The organism is Rhizobium pantanalense (assembly GCF_030182525.1).
Lineage (GTDB): Bacteria > Pseudomonadota > Alphaproteobacteria > Rhizobiales > Rhizobiaceae > Rhizobium.
In genome coordinates this window covers 95,502-108,534 of sequence record NZ_JAQJCH010000008.1, presented here as the reverse complement: position 1 = coordinate 108,534, position 13,033 = coordinate 95,502, and the positions used below count along the sequence as shown (strand labels likewise).

Here is a 13,033-nt window from a genome sequence, read left to right as displayed (position 1 = left end):
TCAGACGCTTGCCATCAGCGTGGTTCTGCCGCGCTTCGCGCCTGGAGAAAATCTCGCGGAACGAAGCTCGAAAAAGCGGACGATAGACCAGGCGACCAGGCAAAGCAGCGAATAGAGCACCGCCAGCACGAGGTATGTTTCGAACTGGTACTGGTTGTAGTCACGCTCCATGACAAGGTGTGCGGTCGCCATGACATCGGCCGCCCCGATATACATGACGAGCGCGACGTTATGGATCAGATAGATGATCGAATTGCCGTAGCCGGGGAGCGCGATGTGAACCGCCTGCGGGCCGAGAACGCGTGTGAGCTTCTGGCGGAACGTATAGCCAAGACTGTCCGCCGCATCGTGCTGGCCACGTTCGACGGCGAGATAGGCGGGCCGCATGACCTCGGACAGATAGCCTCCGTGATAGAGACTCAAACCCAGCATCGCGGCGATGGTCGGAGACACGAAGTCCGCGACGCCGAACGCACCCACAAGCACCGGAAGCCCGTAGAAGGCGACGAACAATTGCAGCACGACAGGCACGCTCCGGGCATAGGATACGTAGAGATCCGCCAATTGGCTGATCACCGGGATCCTGCGAACCCGAAATGTCGTCGCAATCAAAGCCAGCACGAAGCCGGCGATCATGGCCGTGAACGTGATCGCGAGCGTCAGCGGCAGGGCCGAAAGCAGCTCTGGGATCATTGCGGAAAGGTCCACTTCGGAACACTCCTTCTTTCAGTCTTTGGCCTGATCGCCGGGATCGGAGGGCGGCGTTACTTCATGTACGTGGTGATGTCCTCGCCGAACCACTTCTGCGAGAGCTTGGCAAGCGTGCCGTCGGCCTTGAGCTCCTTCAGAGCCTTGTCGATACCATCGGCGAGGGCCTTGTTCTCCTCGGAGCGATGGATCAGGACGAAGGTCTGATTGATCGCGACCGGCTCGCTCGTCTTGATCTCGAGCTTCTGCTGGTCGATCACGGTCTGCTCGCCAAGGTTGGATGGCAACACGAGCGCATCGTATTTGCCGTTCTGCACTTCCTTCAACCGGTCCGGATAAGGAACGCCGGCGCTCGAGGCGGTTATCTCGATCTTGTAGGTCGGATTTTGCTCCTGCCATGCCGTGGCGAACTTGTAGATGCCGCCGCCGGCGGTGACGGGCACGATCTTCTTGCCAACCAGATCCTTCATCTCGTTGATGCCGCTATCCTTGCGGCTATAGATCTTGATCAAGCTCGCACCGATCGGCGCGTCGGGAATGAGGAACTGCTTTTCACGGGCGGGTGCGCGGTAATAGCCGCCCGTCGCGATGTCGTACTTGCCGGTCGCAAGGCCGGTTTCCTGCGCGATGTCGGCTGCACCTTCCATGACGAACTTATATTGGGGCAGCTTCGCGTTGATCGCCTTCAGCACGTCGGGTTCGTAGCCCTGCGGCTCGACGCCGATCGCGCCCCAGGAGAGCGGCTTCGATTCGGCAGCGGTGGCGATCTTGATCGTGCGGACCTCCTCGGCGAACGAAGCGGTTGCGAAGGCGATCGCGACGCCTGCTACGGCGAGACCGAGGCCACGGCGCGAGATTGAACTCAGGGAAGTCATTTCAGGCATCCTTTCTACTGGATCGCGCGTTCGGAATTGAGAAATTGAGCGAGGCGCGGGTTGGAGGGTGTGTCAAAGATTTCGGCAGGGCTTCCGTCTGCCACGACGACGCCCCGGTCCATGAAGACGATGCGGTTCGAGATGTTCTTGGCGAACTGCATCTCGTGGGTAACGAGGAGCGAGGTGATGCCCGAGGATGTCACATCCTTGATCACCTTCAGAACCTCGTTCACCAGCTCGGGATCGAGCGACGAGGTCGGCTCGTCGAACAGCATTACGTCTGGCTTGACCGCCAGGGCGCGGGCGATACCGGTCCGCTGGAGCTGACCGCCTGAGAGCTGGGAGGGATAATTGTCGAGCTTGTCGGCAAGACCGACGCGTTCAAGCTCCTTAAGGGCGATGGCGCGGGCTTCTTCCTTCGGCTTGCGCTGAACGACCATCAGGGGGTCCATGACGTTCTGGATGACCGTCATATTCTTGAAGACGTTGAACTGCTGGAAGACCATCGCCGTGCGAAGACGGATCGCCTGAACGGCGGCCTTGTCGGGGCGACCGTAATCCATGCGGATGCCGTCGAACGCGATCGAGCCGGAAGACGGCTCGGCCAGATGGTTGATGCACTTCAAAAGCGTGGTCTTGCCGGTGCCGCTCGGGCCGATGATCGACACCACGTCGCCGCGTTTCACCGACAGGTCGACGCCGTTCAGGATCTGCGTGCTTCCGTAGGACAGCTTTAGGTTCTTGATCTCAAGCATTTCGGGTCTCAGGTCCTTTCGGAAGATATTCGGAAGGCTCTTTGGTATCGTCGTCTGCCCACTCGTCACCGAGGAGTTCCGGCGTGTCGAAAGCCTGGAGGTTTTCGAAATGCTTATCGCGATCGGCGACGAAGAGGGCGCGGACAATGCCACGCGCCAGACGGTCGGCACCTTCGCTGATTGCCGGGATGTCGCCGGTGAGCTTGCCGTGACTGAGTGTCGCCGGAAAATTGAAGCAGTGGATCTTGGCCAGCGTCGGGCACGAGCCCGGCTCCCTTTCGAGGAACTCGAACGCCTCTCCGAGATCGGGGGATCCTTCGAGTTCGGCGTTCGGCATTGCCGCCGGCACCGGGAAGCGATCGCGCCACAGGCGTATATGCGGGTCGAAGGCGGCAAGCTCTGACCGATTGCTCAGGTCGATCTTGAAACCCGTTCCGAAGATCAGGAAGTCGACGGGATAGCTGGCCTTTGGCGTCGTCACGATGACGTGGTCGCCTTCCTGCTCCAGCCCGCTGATCGGGCTTTCAAGATGGAGATGGGCTTGCGGGAAGGAACTGACGCGCAAGACGCTCGGCCGCGGCGGCGGTGTCTGCTGACCCATGGCATAATTGAGGAAGCGCCACTTCCACTCATCGGGGAGGCCGGCAAATCCATGCACGACGCCCTGGCTGCCGATGCCGGTGAACTTGTTGATCCGCGGCAGCTCCCTGCGGCGCACGAACATGTCGAGCCGTGCCGCACCGGCTTCGAGAGCGGTCGCGGCATTGTCCATCGCCGAGGCTCCGGCACCAACAACGCCAATCCGCTTGCCGCGCAGCATCGCGAAATCGATATCCTCAGCGGTATGCGCCCAGTACTTGCGGCCGATGCTTTTCGCGACATCAGGCACGAACGGGCCGCCCAGACCATCGCGGCCGGTCGCCAACACCGCATGACGCGCAATGATCGTCTCCTTGAGGCCATCCTTGATGCAGACAAGATCAAGCATTCCGTCCTCGCGCGGCAGGATCGCATCGACCGTCACACCGTTGCGGACGGGCAGCTCGAGCACCTTGCGGTACCAGATCAGATATTCCATCCACGTCTCACGCGGCGCGCGGTCGAGCGCGACCCACGCCTCGCGGCCGAAACGCGCTTCGTAGTAGGCACGAAACGTCAGAGCGGGCAGCCCCATCGCCGGACCGGTGAGCTGCTTCGGAGAACGCAGCGTTCGCATCCGGGCGAAGGTGACCCACGGCCCTTCCTGACCAGCAGTCGCCTTGTCGAGGACAAGATGGTTGGCGACCCCGAAACGCTTCAGCATACCGGACGCAACAAGCCCGGCCATGCCTGCACCAATGATGACGACATCGACGACAGGCTGACCGTCAACCACGCGCGGCGGCACCCAGGATTTGGCCGGCAGTTCCAGCCAGGCGAGATCCTGCCGCAGCCGCGCCTCAAGAGCATCGAGGCCGTCCGGCAAGGTGGACAGATCGCTCATATCGACGCTCCCTCAGGTCGCGGAGCCCGCCCGTAAACGGTATCGGCCAGCGCTTCTGCGCCGCTCGAGTCGAACAGGCGGCAGCCTGGCATCGCCAAAGCCACCGCGCGCGCCGCCTCGATCACGGCTGTGATCGTTGAAGTAAGCGGCAGCGCGGCTGGCGATATCGCGCCAAACAGGAAGGGGATGGTGTGATCGAGCACGCGCATGACGACACCGTCAAGCGGCACGCCGACCACGGTCGCCGGCTCGACGATGCCAACCCCAAGTCCTGCCCGAACCAACGAAAGCGCCGTCAATGAAGCATTGACGTCGATGATCCGGTCCGGCGAGACCTCTGCCCGTTCCAGCGCCTCATCGACCCGGTGCCGCAAGCGATATGGATTTGCCAGGGTGATGATACGGCGGTCGGCGAGATCGGCAAGACGCACCACGTCGCGGTCGGCAAGCGGATCGTTTGCGCCGATAGCGACGACACATGGCGCCTCCGCGATCCAGTGTATTTCGAGGCCCGGATGTTCGAGCGGCAGGCTTGCAATCCCGAAATCCGCCGAGCGGGCGAGCACGGCCTGAACGACGTTTTCGGCCGCAAGCGCCTGCACATGCAGGTGACGCGGGATCAGATTCGCGGCGACGGCTGCAAGTGCCTGCGGCAGAACGCCCGCAGCAAGCGACGGCGTGGCCGCGATCGTCAGCGTCGGCGGCTCATCACGACCGATCGCCTCCGCACGCTCACGGATATGCGTGAGATTGGCGAGATGACGCTCGACCTCGGAATGAAACAGCACGCCCCGCGAGGTCGGTGTGATCCGTGGACCGCTTCGATGCAGGAGCGCATAGCCGATATCGGCTTCCAGATCCTGGATGAGCCTGGTGACTGCCGGTTGCGATCGGCCCAGCAGCCGCGCTGCCCCGGTCACGCTGCCTGCGGAAATTACGGCTGCGAAGGCTTCAAGTTGCCGAATATCGAAAGAGTTAGAATGCATATATGACATAAACCACTCCTCTTAATGCGAGTAAAGCATAGGAATTCTCACTTGACGATCGGAATTAGATAATTTTTTTGCATCGAAACCGCTCTATCATTATTATTTGACATAATGACACGCTGCGCCTACCTAGATGCCATCCCACAGACGCAGCGAGGAGCCTGTTTTGACACTCATCGAAACCCTAGTCTCCGTGAAGCCTGGCTCGGCGCTCGCCGAAGCCATGGAAAAGCGCGCGGAGATCCTGCGCCTGAGCGAAGCAGCCCATGACGCCGTGCTGCTGCCGCGCGATCCCGGCGGTCTGTCCCATGGACTTCGGGCAGCACTTGCCGCCCGCATGGCCCGGCAAAATCACAACGTGGCCCTGGCGCGCCACTATGATGCTCTCGTGGAACGGGCGGGAGAACCCGCGATTGCCCGGCTCTCCGAACCGGGCACGACTGTGGAGGATTTACGCGTCGCCGAGATCGTACGTCACGCCGACCGGCTGACCGTCGCACCAAGGGAGGCAACCCGCGCGAACATAGAAGCATTGCGCGCCAGCGGCGTGACCGATGCCGACATCGTCCGGCTCTCCGAACTGGCGGCCTTCGTGAACTACCAGGTGCGCGTCATCGCGGGATTGGCACTGATCGGAGCAAGACAATGAGCGAAGTCGTCCACGCTTTCACCACCAAAATTCCGCGTTGGCAGCCCTATGTCGTTCCGGTCGACCTGGAGACTGCGACCGAGGAACAGCGCGCGGCCATGCAGGTAACGCCGTCCAACAAAGGCATTTCACCCTATGTTCTGACGCTTGCGCACGATCCGGAATCGCTCACCGTCCGCTCTCCCCTGTTCAATCTGATCATGTACGGAAAGGACGGGCTTGCTTCGAGCGAGCGAGAACTGGGCGCGACGGCCGCATCCGTCGTCAACCGCTGCGTCTACTGCGCCGCGGTTCACGCCTCCCGGTTCATCAGCCAGACCAAAAGAACCGACGTGATCGAAGCAATCTTCGCGGACGGCCTCGATGCGGAACTCGACGAGCACCTGCAGGCGATCTTCGATTTTTCCGCACGCCTCTCGCCAACGCCGCCCAAGGCCACGAAAGCCGACGCGCAGGCATTGGCCGATGTGGGCTTCTCTGAATTGGAATCCCTCGACCTCGTGCTGTCGTCAGCCATCTTCGGCTGGGCGAACCGTCTTATGCATACGCTCGGCGAGCCGGTAGCCGATTAGGCGGGATAGACCAAGAGAGCCGTTCTGGATCGGTCAGCCGGCTTGCCGGCATGCACGGCCGTATGTTTCGAGGACATCGCCGACAAACGTCTTGGCGATCCTGTCTACACTGTCCTTCGCGCCGATCCTGTCTGCCATCCGCCCGAGGAACTGGCTTGCCAGCGTCGGCGGGATTTCGCGGCCATGAAGTGTATCGGTGAGCTTTTGAACGGCGCCGACAGCTTCCGGATAACCCCAGTAATAACGGATTCTGTCACTGTAGCTGTAGCGAAGTTGAAGCCGGATAGCCTCGTCGCTGCCGTGGTAATGTCCCGCCCAGTCGCCTGTATGCTTCAACATGAGGCGCTCCATGGTGACGGCAAGGTTGCGGTTGTAGTCCGGCTCAAGTTCCGTTGCGATCAAGTCGAGCGCGAAGAGGCCTTCTCGCAGCGCGAACGTCAATCCAGGCCCAACCTTCAGGATTGGAAATCCGTCGCGCACCAGTGCGGTCAGCGCACTTTCCGACTGGTAGTCGGTCGAATGCGCTTCGAAAACCAGACCCACTTCATGATCGAGCACGCTGGTCAGTTTCCTAGCGAGCTCAGGTCTGTAGCCAACCACGTTTTCATTGCCGAACTCTACGCCCGGCTGAACGACGAAGGCAATGCATCTGTCGAATGCCTCCGATAGCCCTTCTCTTGCGAAAATCTCGCGATGAGTCTCGATGGTGGCCCTGGCGGCTTCGGCCCCGGTCGGCTCAACGACATCGAGCGCGTGGTCCGCGCCTCCCGGCACCGGGACTTCCGTCCCCAGCACGTAGAGCGGCTTGGTGCCCACTTCCCGCGCAGCCTGCTCGGCAATTTTGGCAAGCCTTGCCGCCCTTTGAGCCACGATCGCATCGTCGAGGGCGGATGGGTCATCGGCGCATGCCATGGAAGTGTCGAGATGGATTTTGGTGAAGCCCGCTTTCACATATTCCGCAACCATGACCTCAGCTTTGGCCATTGCCGCGGAGGCGCTCTCTCGCCGCCAGGGATTGGGTCCGAGATGGTCGCCACCGAGGATGACGCCGGACGTCGCCACCCCGTTGGCCTCGGCGAGCGCGAGAACATCTCCGGCGAAATCCGCCGGCGTTTTTCCGGTATAGCCGCCGAACTGGTTAACCTGGTTGCAGGTAGCCTCTATCAGGATGGGACCGCCCTCCCGCCGAGCCAGCGACATCGTCGCTTCAAGCACGAGCGGGTGCGCCGAGCACACCGACGTAATTCCAACCGGCTTGCCCGCGCGGCGCGCATCTGCAAGGCTTTTGAGGAAGAGGTTCATGCCGCTCTCCGTGGATTGGTGGACAGGAAAAAGTCAAGCTGTGCGATGTCGGGCAGACCGGTCATAGGGCCCATCCGGGTCACGTTATAGGCCCCAGCTGCGGCGGCCCGCTCCAAGGAGACTTCCGGGCCAAGGCCTTGCCGGCGCGACGTCAAATAAGTCGCGCCAAAGGCATCTCCTGCGCCGGTTGGATCGACTTCATCAACTTCGAACCCATGGAAATCATATCTCGCGTCCGAGGCCCCGAAGAAGGTCGCTCCCTTCTCGCCGCGTTTCAATACAATTTCGCCGACACCACGGGCCTGTAGCGCCCTGATGGCCGCGGCCTCCCCGTCCGTTCCCGCGGCCACAAAAAGCTCTTCGCCGGATGGCAGCAAAAGATCCGCATTCTGGATCATGGTTTCGAACTGGCTCCGGAAATTTCCGGACCCGAGGAGTTCCTTGCGGACGTTCGGATCGAATGAAACCGATCCGCCGCGCGAACGAACCGAACTGATGGCGGCATCGATAGCCTTATCTGCCCCTGGAATTGCAAATGCGGATCCCATCACATGGACATGTCCGGCCTTCGCAATCAAGATTTCCGCCGAGCGGTTGAGGGTTATCGAGCCCGCCGCCGAATGCATGATGTTGAATATGAAGTCCCTCGATCCGTCGTCGCGATAGCGGACGAACGCACTTCCGGTCGGTCGATCGGGCGAGATGGATATGGCCGACGTGTCCACGCCGTCCTGCGTGAGGCGTTCTATGTTCACAGCGCCGAAATCGTCGGCCCCTACCGTTGCGATGATGCCTGCCGCGCCGCCGAGGCGAGCGACCTGATCGATGAATATTGCCGGTGCGCCACTCGGAAACGGGCCGATGAGCGCCTGAGGCTCCTTGAATCCGGACCCGGTGGTGCGCGCCATGATCTCGACGAGTATCTCCCCGACCGTGATCGTCGGGCCAAAGCTTTCCGGGGCTATGCGCCCATTGTGAACCGTCATCGTGCTCATCCTCCCTGCTGCATTGTGCAGGTACGTCTTCCAAAGGCTCGCGTCAATCATAAGTTTACGCATGAAAATTTTTGTAAAAGTGCGTATTTTAATCACAAACAGGCACATCGATATGAAATTGAGGATAATATGTTTTATTTTCAATTGTTTAGTGATATATCGCCAAAGCGCATCATCTTCTGTCAATAATTATCGATTGACTCTGAGCCCACGCTGGAGAATTTAATATTTACGCACGTAATCTTGTGCGCCAACGCTCGTAAGGAGGAGCGAGACGATGAAGAGGATTCTTGCTGTAATGCTGTCTTCAGCGGCCGGCTGCACGCTGGCCGCAGGTTTGGCTCAGGCTGAGGAATTGACCATCGCCACCGTCAACAATGGCGATATGATCATCATGCAAAAGCTTTCTCCCGAGTGGGAAAAACAGACGGGCAACAAGCTCAACTGGGTCGTTCTCGAAGAAAACGTGCTCCGCCAGAAGCTGACGACGGACATCGCGACGAAGGGCGGCCAATACGACATCATGACCATCGGCGGCTATGAGGCGCCGATCTGGGGCAAGAAGGGTTGGCTTCAGCCGATCGACGATCTCGGCGATGATTATGACTATGGTGACCTGCTCGCACCCATCAAATCCGGCCTGACTGTCGACGGCAAGCTCTACGCCATACCGTTCTACACCGAAAGCTCGTTTACCCTCTATCGCAAGGATCTGTTCGACGCTGCAGGTCTCAAGATGCCCGATCAGCCGACCTATGATCAGATCAAGGAATTTGCGGACAAGCTCACCGACAAGTCCAAGGGGCAATATGGCCTTTGCCTGCGCGGCAAGCCGGGCTGGGGCGAGAACATGGCTTTCCTCGGAACCATGATCAACACCTATGGCGGCCGCTGGTTCGACATGGATTGGAAGCCGCAGATCAACTCCGAACCGTGGAAGAAGGCCATCACCGATTACGTCGACCTCATGAAGAAGGACGGCCCTCCCGGCGTGACCTCAAACGGCTTCAACGAGAATCAGGCTCTGTTCTCGACCGGTCATTGCGCCATGTGGATCGATGCCACCTCTGCAGCCGGCCGTGTCTTTGATCCCAAGCAGAGCCAGGTGGCCGACAAGATCGCCTTCACGCGCGCTCCGGTCAACGTGACTCCGAACGGATCGAGCTGGTCATGGTCGTGGAACCTCGCGATTCCAACCTCTTCCACCAAGGACGAGGCGGCGAAATCCTTCATCAAGTGGGCCACTTCCAAGCAATATGTGAAGACGGTCGGCGAGAAGGAGGGCTGGGTTGCCGTTCCGCCCGGCACTCGCAAGTCCACCTACGACCTGCCCGAGTATCAGAAGGCTGCGCCTTTTGCTGCCACCGTCGAGAAGGCCATCCTGTCCGCCGACCCGGCACATCCGACCAAGGATCCGGTTCCCTACACCGGCGTCCAGTTTGTCGCGATCCCGGAATTCCAGGGGATCGGAACGATCGTCGGTCAACAGATCGCGTCGGCGCTTGCGGGCCAGCAAACCGTCGATGCCGCTCTCGACAATGCCCAGAAGCAGGTCGAGCGCGAGATGAAGAAGGCCGGCTACCCTAAATGAGGGAGCCGGCTTGCCCGCGGTGCCGCGACCGCGGGCTTCCTCCCGGAGGGTTCCGGCAGCGTCGGCTGTCGGAACTCCAGCCATCTTTTCGATGAAAACGGCATCGCGCTGCGCAGGTTCGAAGCCAATCCTATCACCACCAATGTTGCGCATCAGGCGCAACCTCTATCAGGGAGGAATATCATGAAGCTGAAAGACAAGGTCGCACTCATCACCGGCGGTGCGCGTGGCATCGGACTTGGCTTTGCGGAGGCCTACATCAAGGAAGGCGCGAAAGTCGTCATCGTCGATATCAATATCGAAAGAGCATCCGAGGCGGCTAGAAACCTCGGGTCGAATGCAGAGGCGATGAAACTCGATGTCACCGATCTCCAGGCCATCGACGCCGTCGTCAAGGAGGTCGACCAGACCTACGGCGGCATCGACATTCTGGTGAACAATGCCGCCATCTTCGACATGGCTCCCATCAACGAGATCACCGAGGCCAGTTATGAGAAGGTCTTTTCGATCAACCTGAAGGGTCCGCTCTTCATGATGAAGGCCGTTTCAAACGTCATGATTGCCCGCGGCCGCGGCGGCAAGATCATCAATATGGCAAGCCAGGCCGGGCGCCGTGGGGAAGCATTGGTGCTGCTCTATTGCGCATCCAAGGCAGCCATCATTTCGGCAACGCAATCGGCCGCCTTGGGCCTGGTGAAATACGGCATCAACGTAAACGCCATCGCACCTGGCGTGGTCGATGGCGAGCACTGGGATATCGTCGACGCCCATTTCGCGAAATGGGAAGGCCTGAAGCCGGGCGAGAAGAAAGCTGCCGTTGCCAAGTCCGTTCCGATCGGACGGTTCGCAACGCCCGACGATATCAAGGGTCTTGCAGTGTTTCTTGCCTCCTCGGACAGCGATTACATTCTCGCACAGACCTACAATGTCGATGGCGGCAACTGGATGAGCTGAGGGATCCGACATGAAGGCAATATGTTTCACCGAAAAAGGCGTTGCGGGGCTGGCCGATATGCCGTTGCCCGCTTTGGCGCCGGGACACGCCCTCATCCGCGTGAAGGCTGGGGGGGTCTGCCACACGGATATCGACGTTCTCCACGGCCGCTACGGCGAAGGGCGCTTTCCTCTGGTTCCCGGCCACGAATATGCAGGCGTGGTCGAGGCGGTCGCTGAAGACGTCACCGGCTTGCGGCCGGGTGCGAGGGTCGCCGTCGACCCCAACCTGCCGTGTGGCACCTGCAATCTTTGCCGGAAGGGACTTACAAATCTTTGCAAGGAGCTGAAGGCCTACGGCGTCACGCAAGACGGGGGCTTTGCCGAATATAGCATCGTCAGGGTGTCTCACCTGCACGATATCGGCGAGCTTTCATTCGATGTCGCGGCATTGGCCGAGCCGCTCGCCTGCGTGCTTAACGGGCTCGGCAATATCGGCCTGACAACCGGAGCACGGCGCGCGGAAAACGCTCTGATATTCGGCGGCGGTCCGATCGGGCTTCTACTTGCCCTGTCGATCAGGGCGCAGGGCGTCAGCGACGTCGTCGTTGCCGATATCGATGAAAGCCGGCTGAGCTTTGCCAGCGAGCTGGGATTGGAGGCCCTGCACCCTGCGTCCCCGGAACTCGAGGGTCGCAAACGATCTTTCGATCTTGTGGCCGATGCGACGGGTGTTCCGACCGTGGTGGAAAGCATGCCGGAATTTGCGCAGGACGGCGGTGCGATCTTGGTGTTCGGCGTCTGTGCGCCCGGCGCCCGGGTCTCGATATCGCCCTTCGACATCTTCCGGCGTCAGTTGACGATTGCCGGCTCGCACTCATTGAATCAGAGCCTGCCTGCTGCCCTCGATTTGCTTCGCAAGGACAACGGCACGATGGCACGCCTGATCTCCCATCGGCTTCCGCTCAAAGAGGTATTGCCCTTTTTCACCAAGAGTGGCGGTACGCCCGCGATGAAGGTGCAATTTGCCGCGGAATAATCTCGGTTCCTCCCAAGGGGAGGAACTCTCTTTTCCCTCGATAAAGAGTCGGATAGACACTTTTCCATAGAGTCTGGAGACAACATCGTGCCGAAACCGATCAGGACAATGGAGGACTTCTCGGAATTTGTCGGCCTTTCTCGTCCCACGGTGTCCAAATACTTCAACGATCCGAATTCAGTCCGAAAGAAAACGCGCGAGACTATCGAAGTTGCGCTCAAGAAATCAGGATTTCGGCCCAACCTCTTTGCCGTCAACCTCAATCGGCGCCGGACCAATATCGTTGGGATCGTTATTCCAAACTCGACCGACCAGTTCTATATGGCGCTCACCCGAAGGATTGAAGCGCTGGCGACAGAGGCGGGGTTCTTTCCGCTTGTCTTGTCGACGGATGGGCAGTCCGACCTTGAGGACAGGGCGATCCGTACCCTCAAATCGTTGAACGTGGCCGGCGCGATCATCGCACCGCTCGGGGTGGAGTCCCACCAGCAAACTCTGGCGGAATACGGCAGAAGCGTTCCGCTTGTTTATGTGGATTCGCCATTGGATGACACTTCCGCTTTCGTCGGTACCGATAACCAGCAAAGCTTTGGACTGATCGTCGATTATCTGTGCCGTTCAGGCGAGCCGCCGAGCTATCTCGGCATGCCCGATGTGAACACGAACGCGCGTACGCGTGAAGCCGCCTATGTCAACGCGATGACGCGGTTCGGTTTGACACCACACATCCTGCCTTCGACAAAAATCCGAACGTGGGATTTCGAAAGATTCGGGTTCGATGAGATGACGCGCCTCATCGACCTGAAACGATTGCCGACGAAAACCATCCTTTGCGCAAACGACCGAATTGCATTCGGTGCGATCGCCGCTGCCTACAAGATGGGCCTTAAAGTCGGGCATGGCGCCAAGTCCGACATTCGCATTGCCGGACACGACGATCATCCCCTTTCGCGATACGCCTGTCCGCCGATCACGACGGTCGCGCAGAATGTCAGCGAAATCGGCCGGCGGGCGGTTGATATGCTTCTCAGCAGGCTCGGCGACAATGACGACAGCGAGGATCAGGTCGAAGAAACCTCGACTGCGCGATTTCTATTGTCCGCTGACCTGATGCTACGGGAATCGGCCTAGCATCAAGCTCG

The 13,033-nt window shown here is 59.9% G+C and carries 13 protein-coding genes; 6 read left to right on the top strand and 7 right to left on the bottom strand.

Translation table 11 applies throughout. From position 1 onward, the window contains the following. From PH558_RS20895 to PH558_RS20875, 5 genes are read right to left on the bottom strand one after another with little or no spacing between them, the layout of a single operon-like run. Entirely contained in the window at nt 1-708 is a 708-nt protein-coding gene (locus PH558_RS20895) for an amino acid ABC transporter permease (protein ID WP_285206259.1), read from the bottom strand. Between the two features lie 56 nt (nt 709-764). Beyond that, nucleotides 765-1,583: an amino acid ABC transporter substrate-binding protein gene (locus PH558_RS20890; protein ID WP_285206258.1), complete on the bottom strand. Its 819-nt coding sequence runs from the start codon at nt 1,581-1,583 to the stop codon at nt 765-767. 14 nt (nt 1,584-1,597) lie between these two features. Beyond that, a complete protein-coding gene (locus PH558_RS20885) occupies nt 1,598-2,338 on the bottom strand; it encodes an amino acid ABC transporter ATP-binding protein (protein ID WP_285206257.1) in 741 nt (246 codons plus the stop codon). Continuing rightward, a complete protein-coding gene (locus PH558_RS20880; protein ID WP_285206256.1) occupies nt 2,331-3,821 on the bottom strand; it encodes an NAD(P)-binding domain-containing protein in 1,491 nt (496 codons plus the stop codon). Before PH558_RS20880 ends, PH558_RS20885 begins: the two co-directional genes overlap by 8 nt. Continuing rightward, a complete protein-coding gene (locus tag PH558_RS20875; RefSeq protein WP_285206255.1) occupies nt 3,818-4,816 on the bottom strand; it encodes a LysR family transcriptional regulator in 999 nt (332 codons plus the stop codon). Before PH558_RS20875 ends, PH558_RS20880 begins: the two co-directional genes overlap by 4 nt. A gap of 160 nt (nt 4,817-4,976) precedes the next feature. Between PH558_RS20875 and PH558_RS20870 the strand changes: the two genes are divergently transcribed. After that, entirely contained in the window at nt 4,977-5,459 is a 483-nt protein-coding gene (locus tag PH558_RS20870) for a CMD domain-containing protein (RefSeq protein ID WP_285206254.1), read from the top strand. Next, nucleotides 5,456-6,031 (top strand): peroxidase-related enzyme, encoded by a 576-nt coding sequence (locus PH558_RS20865; RefSeq protein WP_285206253.1) that lies wholly within the window; start codon nt 5,456-5,458, stop codon nt 6,029-6,031. Before PH558_RS20870 ends, PH558_RS20865 begins: the two co-directional genes overlap by 4 nt. 33 nt (nt 6,032-6,064) lie before the next feature. Here the strand turns inward: PH558_RS20865 and PH558_RS20860 are convergent, their stop codons facing one another. After that, entirely contained in the window at nt 6,065-7,333 is a 1,269-nt protein-coding gene (locus tag PH558_RS20860; RefSeq protein WP_285206252.1) for a D-tagatose-bisphosphate aldolase, class II, non-catalytic subunit, read from the bottom strand. Beyond that, on the bottom strand, nt 7,330-8,328 hold the full coding sequence (locus PH558_RS20855; protein WP_285206534.1) for a tagatose kinase: 999 nt from the start codon (nt 8,326-8,328) through the stop codon (nt 7,330-7,332). The genes PH558_RS20860 and PH558_RS20855 overlap by 4 nt, the downstream gene beginning before the upstream one ends. A 277-nt stretch (nt 8,329-8,605) precedes the next feature. Here PH558_RS20855 and PH558_RS20850 point away from each other — a divergent pair, with 277 nt between their 5' ends. The 4 genes from PH558_RS20850 (at nt 8,606) to PH558_RS20835 (ending at nt 13,022) form a co-directional block, all read left to right on the top strand. Then, nucleotides 8,606-9,919 carry an ABC transporter substrate-binding protein gene (locus PH558_RS20850; protein WP_285206251.1) on the top strand — a complete coding sequence of 438 codons (1,314 nt, stop codon included), beginning with the start codon at nt 8,606-8,608 and terminating at the stop codon, nt 9,917-9,919. Between the two features lie 183 nt (nt 9,920-10,102). After that, nucleotides 10,103-10,873, top strand: a complete 771-nt coding sequence (locus PH558_RS20845) for an L-iditol 2-dehydrogenase (RefSeq protein WP_285206250.1) — start codon at nt 10,103-10,105, stop codon at nt 10,871-10,873. A gap of 10 nt (nt 10,874-10,883) precedes the next feature. Continuing rightward, on the top strand, nt 10,884-11,891 hold the full coding sequence (locus tag PH558_RS20840) for a zinc-dependent alcohol dehydrogenase family protein (RefSeq protein WP_095438705.1): 1,008 nt from the start codon (nt 10,884-10,886) through the stop codon (nt 11,889-11,891). A gap of 108 nt (nt 11,892-11,999) precedes the next feature. Next, nucleotides 12,000-13,022 carry a LacI family DNA-binding transcriptional regulator gene (locus PH558_RS20835; RefSeq protein WP_095438704.1) on the top strand — a complete coding sequence of 341 codons (1,023 nt, stop codon included), beginning with the start codon at nt 12,000-12,002 and terminating at the stop codon, nt 13,020-13,022. The last annotated feature ends 11 nt before the right edge of the window (nt 13,023-13,033 follow it).

Excerpts from the sequence above, each read along its gene's own strand:
- PH558_RS20850 (WP_285206251.1), top strand. The coding sequence starts at position 8,606 with ATGAAGAGGATTCTTGCTGTAATGCTGTCTTCAGCGGCCGGCTGCACG.
- PH558_RS20835 (WP_095438704.1), top strand. The coding sequence starts at position 12,000 with ATGGAGGACTTCTCGGAATTTGTCGGCCTTTCTCGTCCCACGGTGTCC.
- PH558_RS20845 (WP_285206250.1), top strand. The coding sequence starts at position 10,103 with ATGAAGCTGAAAGACAAGGTCGCACTCATCACCGGCGGTGCGCGTGGC.
- PH558_RS20875 (WP_285206255.1), bottom strand. The coding sequence starts at position 4,816 with ATGTCATATATGCATTCTAACTCTTTCGATATTCGGCAACTTGAAGCC.
- PH558_RS20860 (WP_285206252.1), bottom strand. The coding sequence starts at position 7,333 with ATGAACCTCTTCCTCAAAAGCCTTGCAGATGCGCGCCGCGCGGGCAAG.
- PH558_RS20885 (WP_285206257.1), bottom strand. The coding sequence starts at position 2,338 with ATGCTTGAGATCAAGAACCTAAAGCTGTCCTACGGAAGCACGCAGATC.
- PH558_RS20865 (WP_285206253.1), top strand. The coding sequence starts at position 5,456 with ATGAGCGAAGTCGTCCACGCTTTCACCACCAAAATTCCGCGTTGGCAG.
- PH558_RS20880 (WP_285206256.1), bottom strand. The coding sequence starts at position 3,821 with ATGAGCGATCTGTCCACCTTGCCGGACGGCCTCGATGCTCTTGAGGCG.
- PH558_RS20840 (WP_095438705.1), top strand. The coding sequence starts at position 10,884 with ATGAAGGCAATATGTTTCACCGAAAAAGGCGTTGCGGGGCTGGCCGAT.
- PH558_RS20890 (WP_285206258.1), bottom strand. The coding sequence starts at position 1,583 with ATGACTTCCCTGAGTTCAATCTCGCGCCGTGGCCTCGGTCTCGCCGTA.
- PH558_RS20855 (WP_285206534.1), bottom strand. The coding sequence starts at position 8,328 with ATGAGCACGATGACGGTTCACAATGGGCGCATAGCCCCGGAAAGCTTT.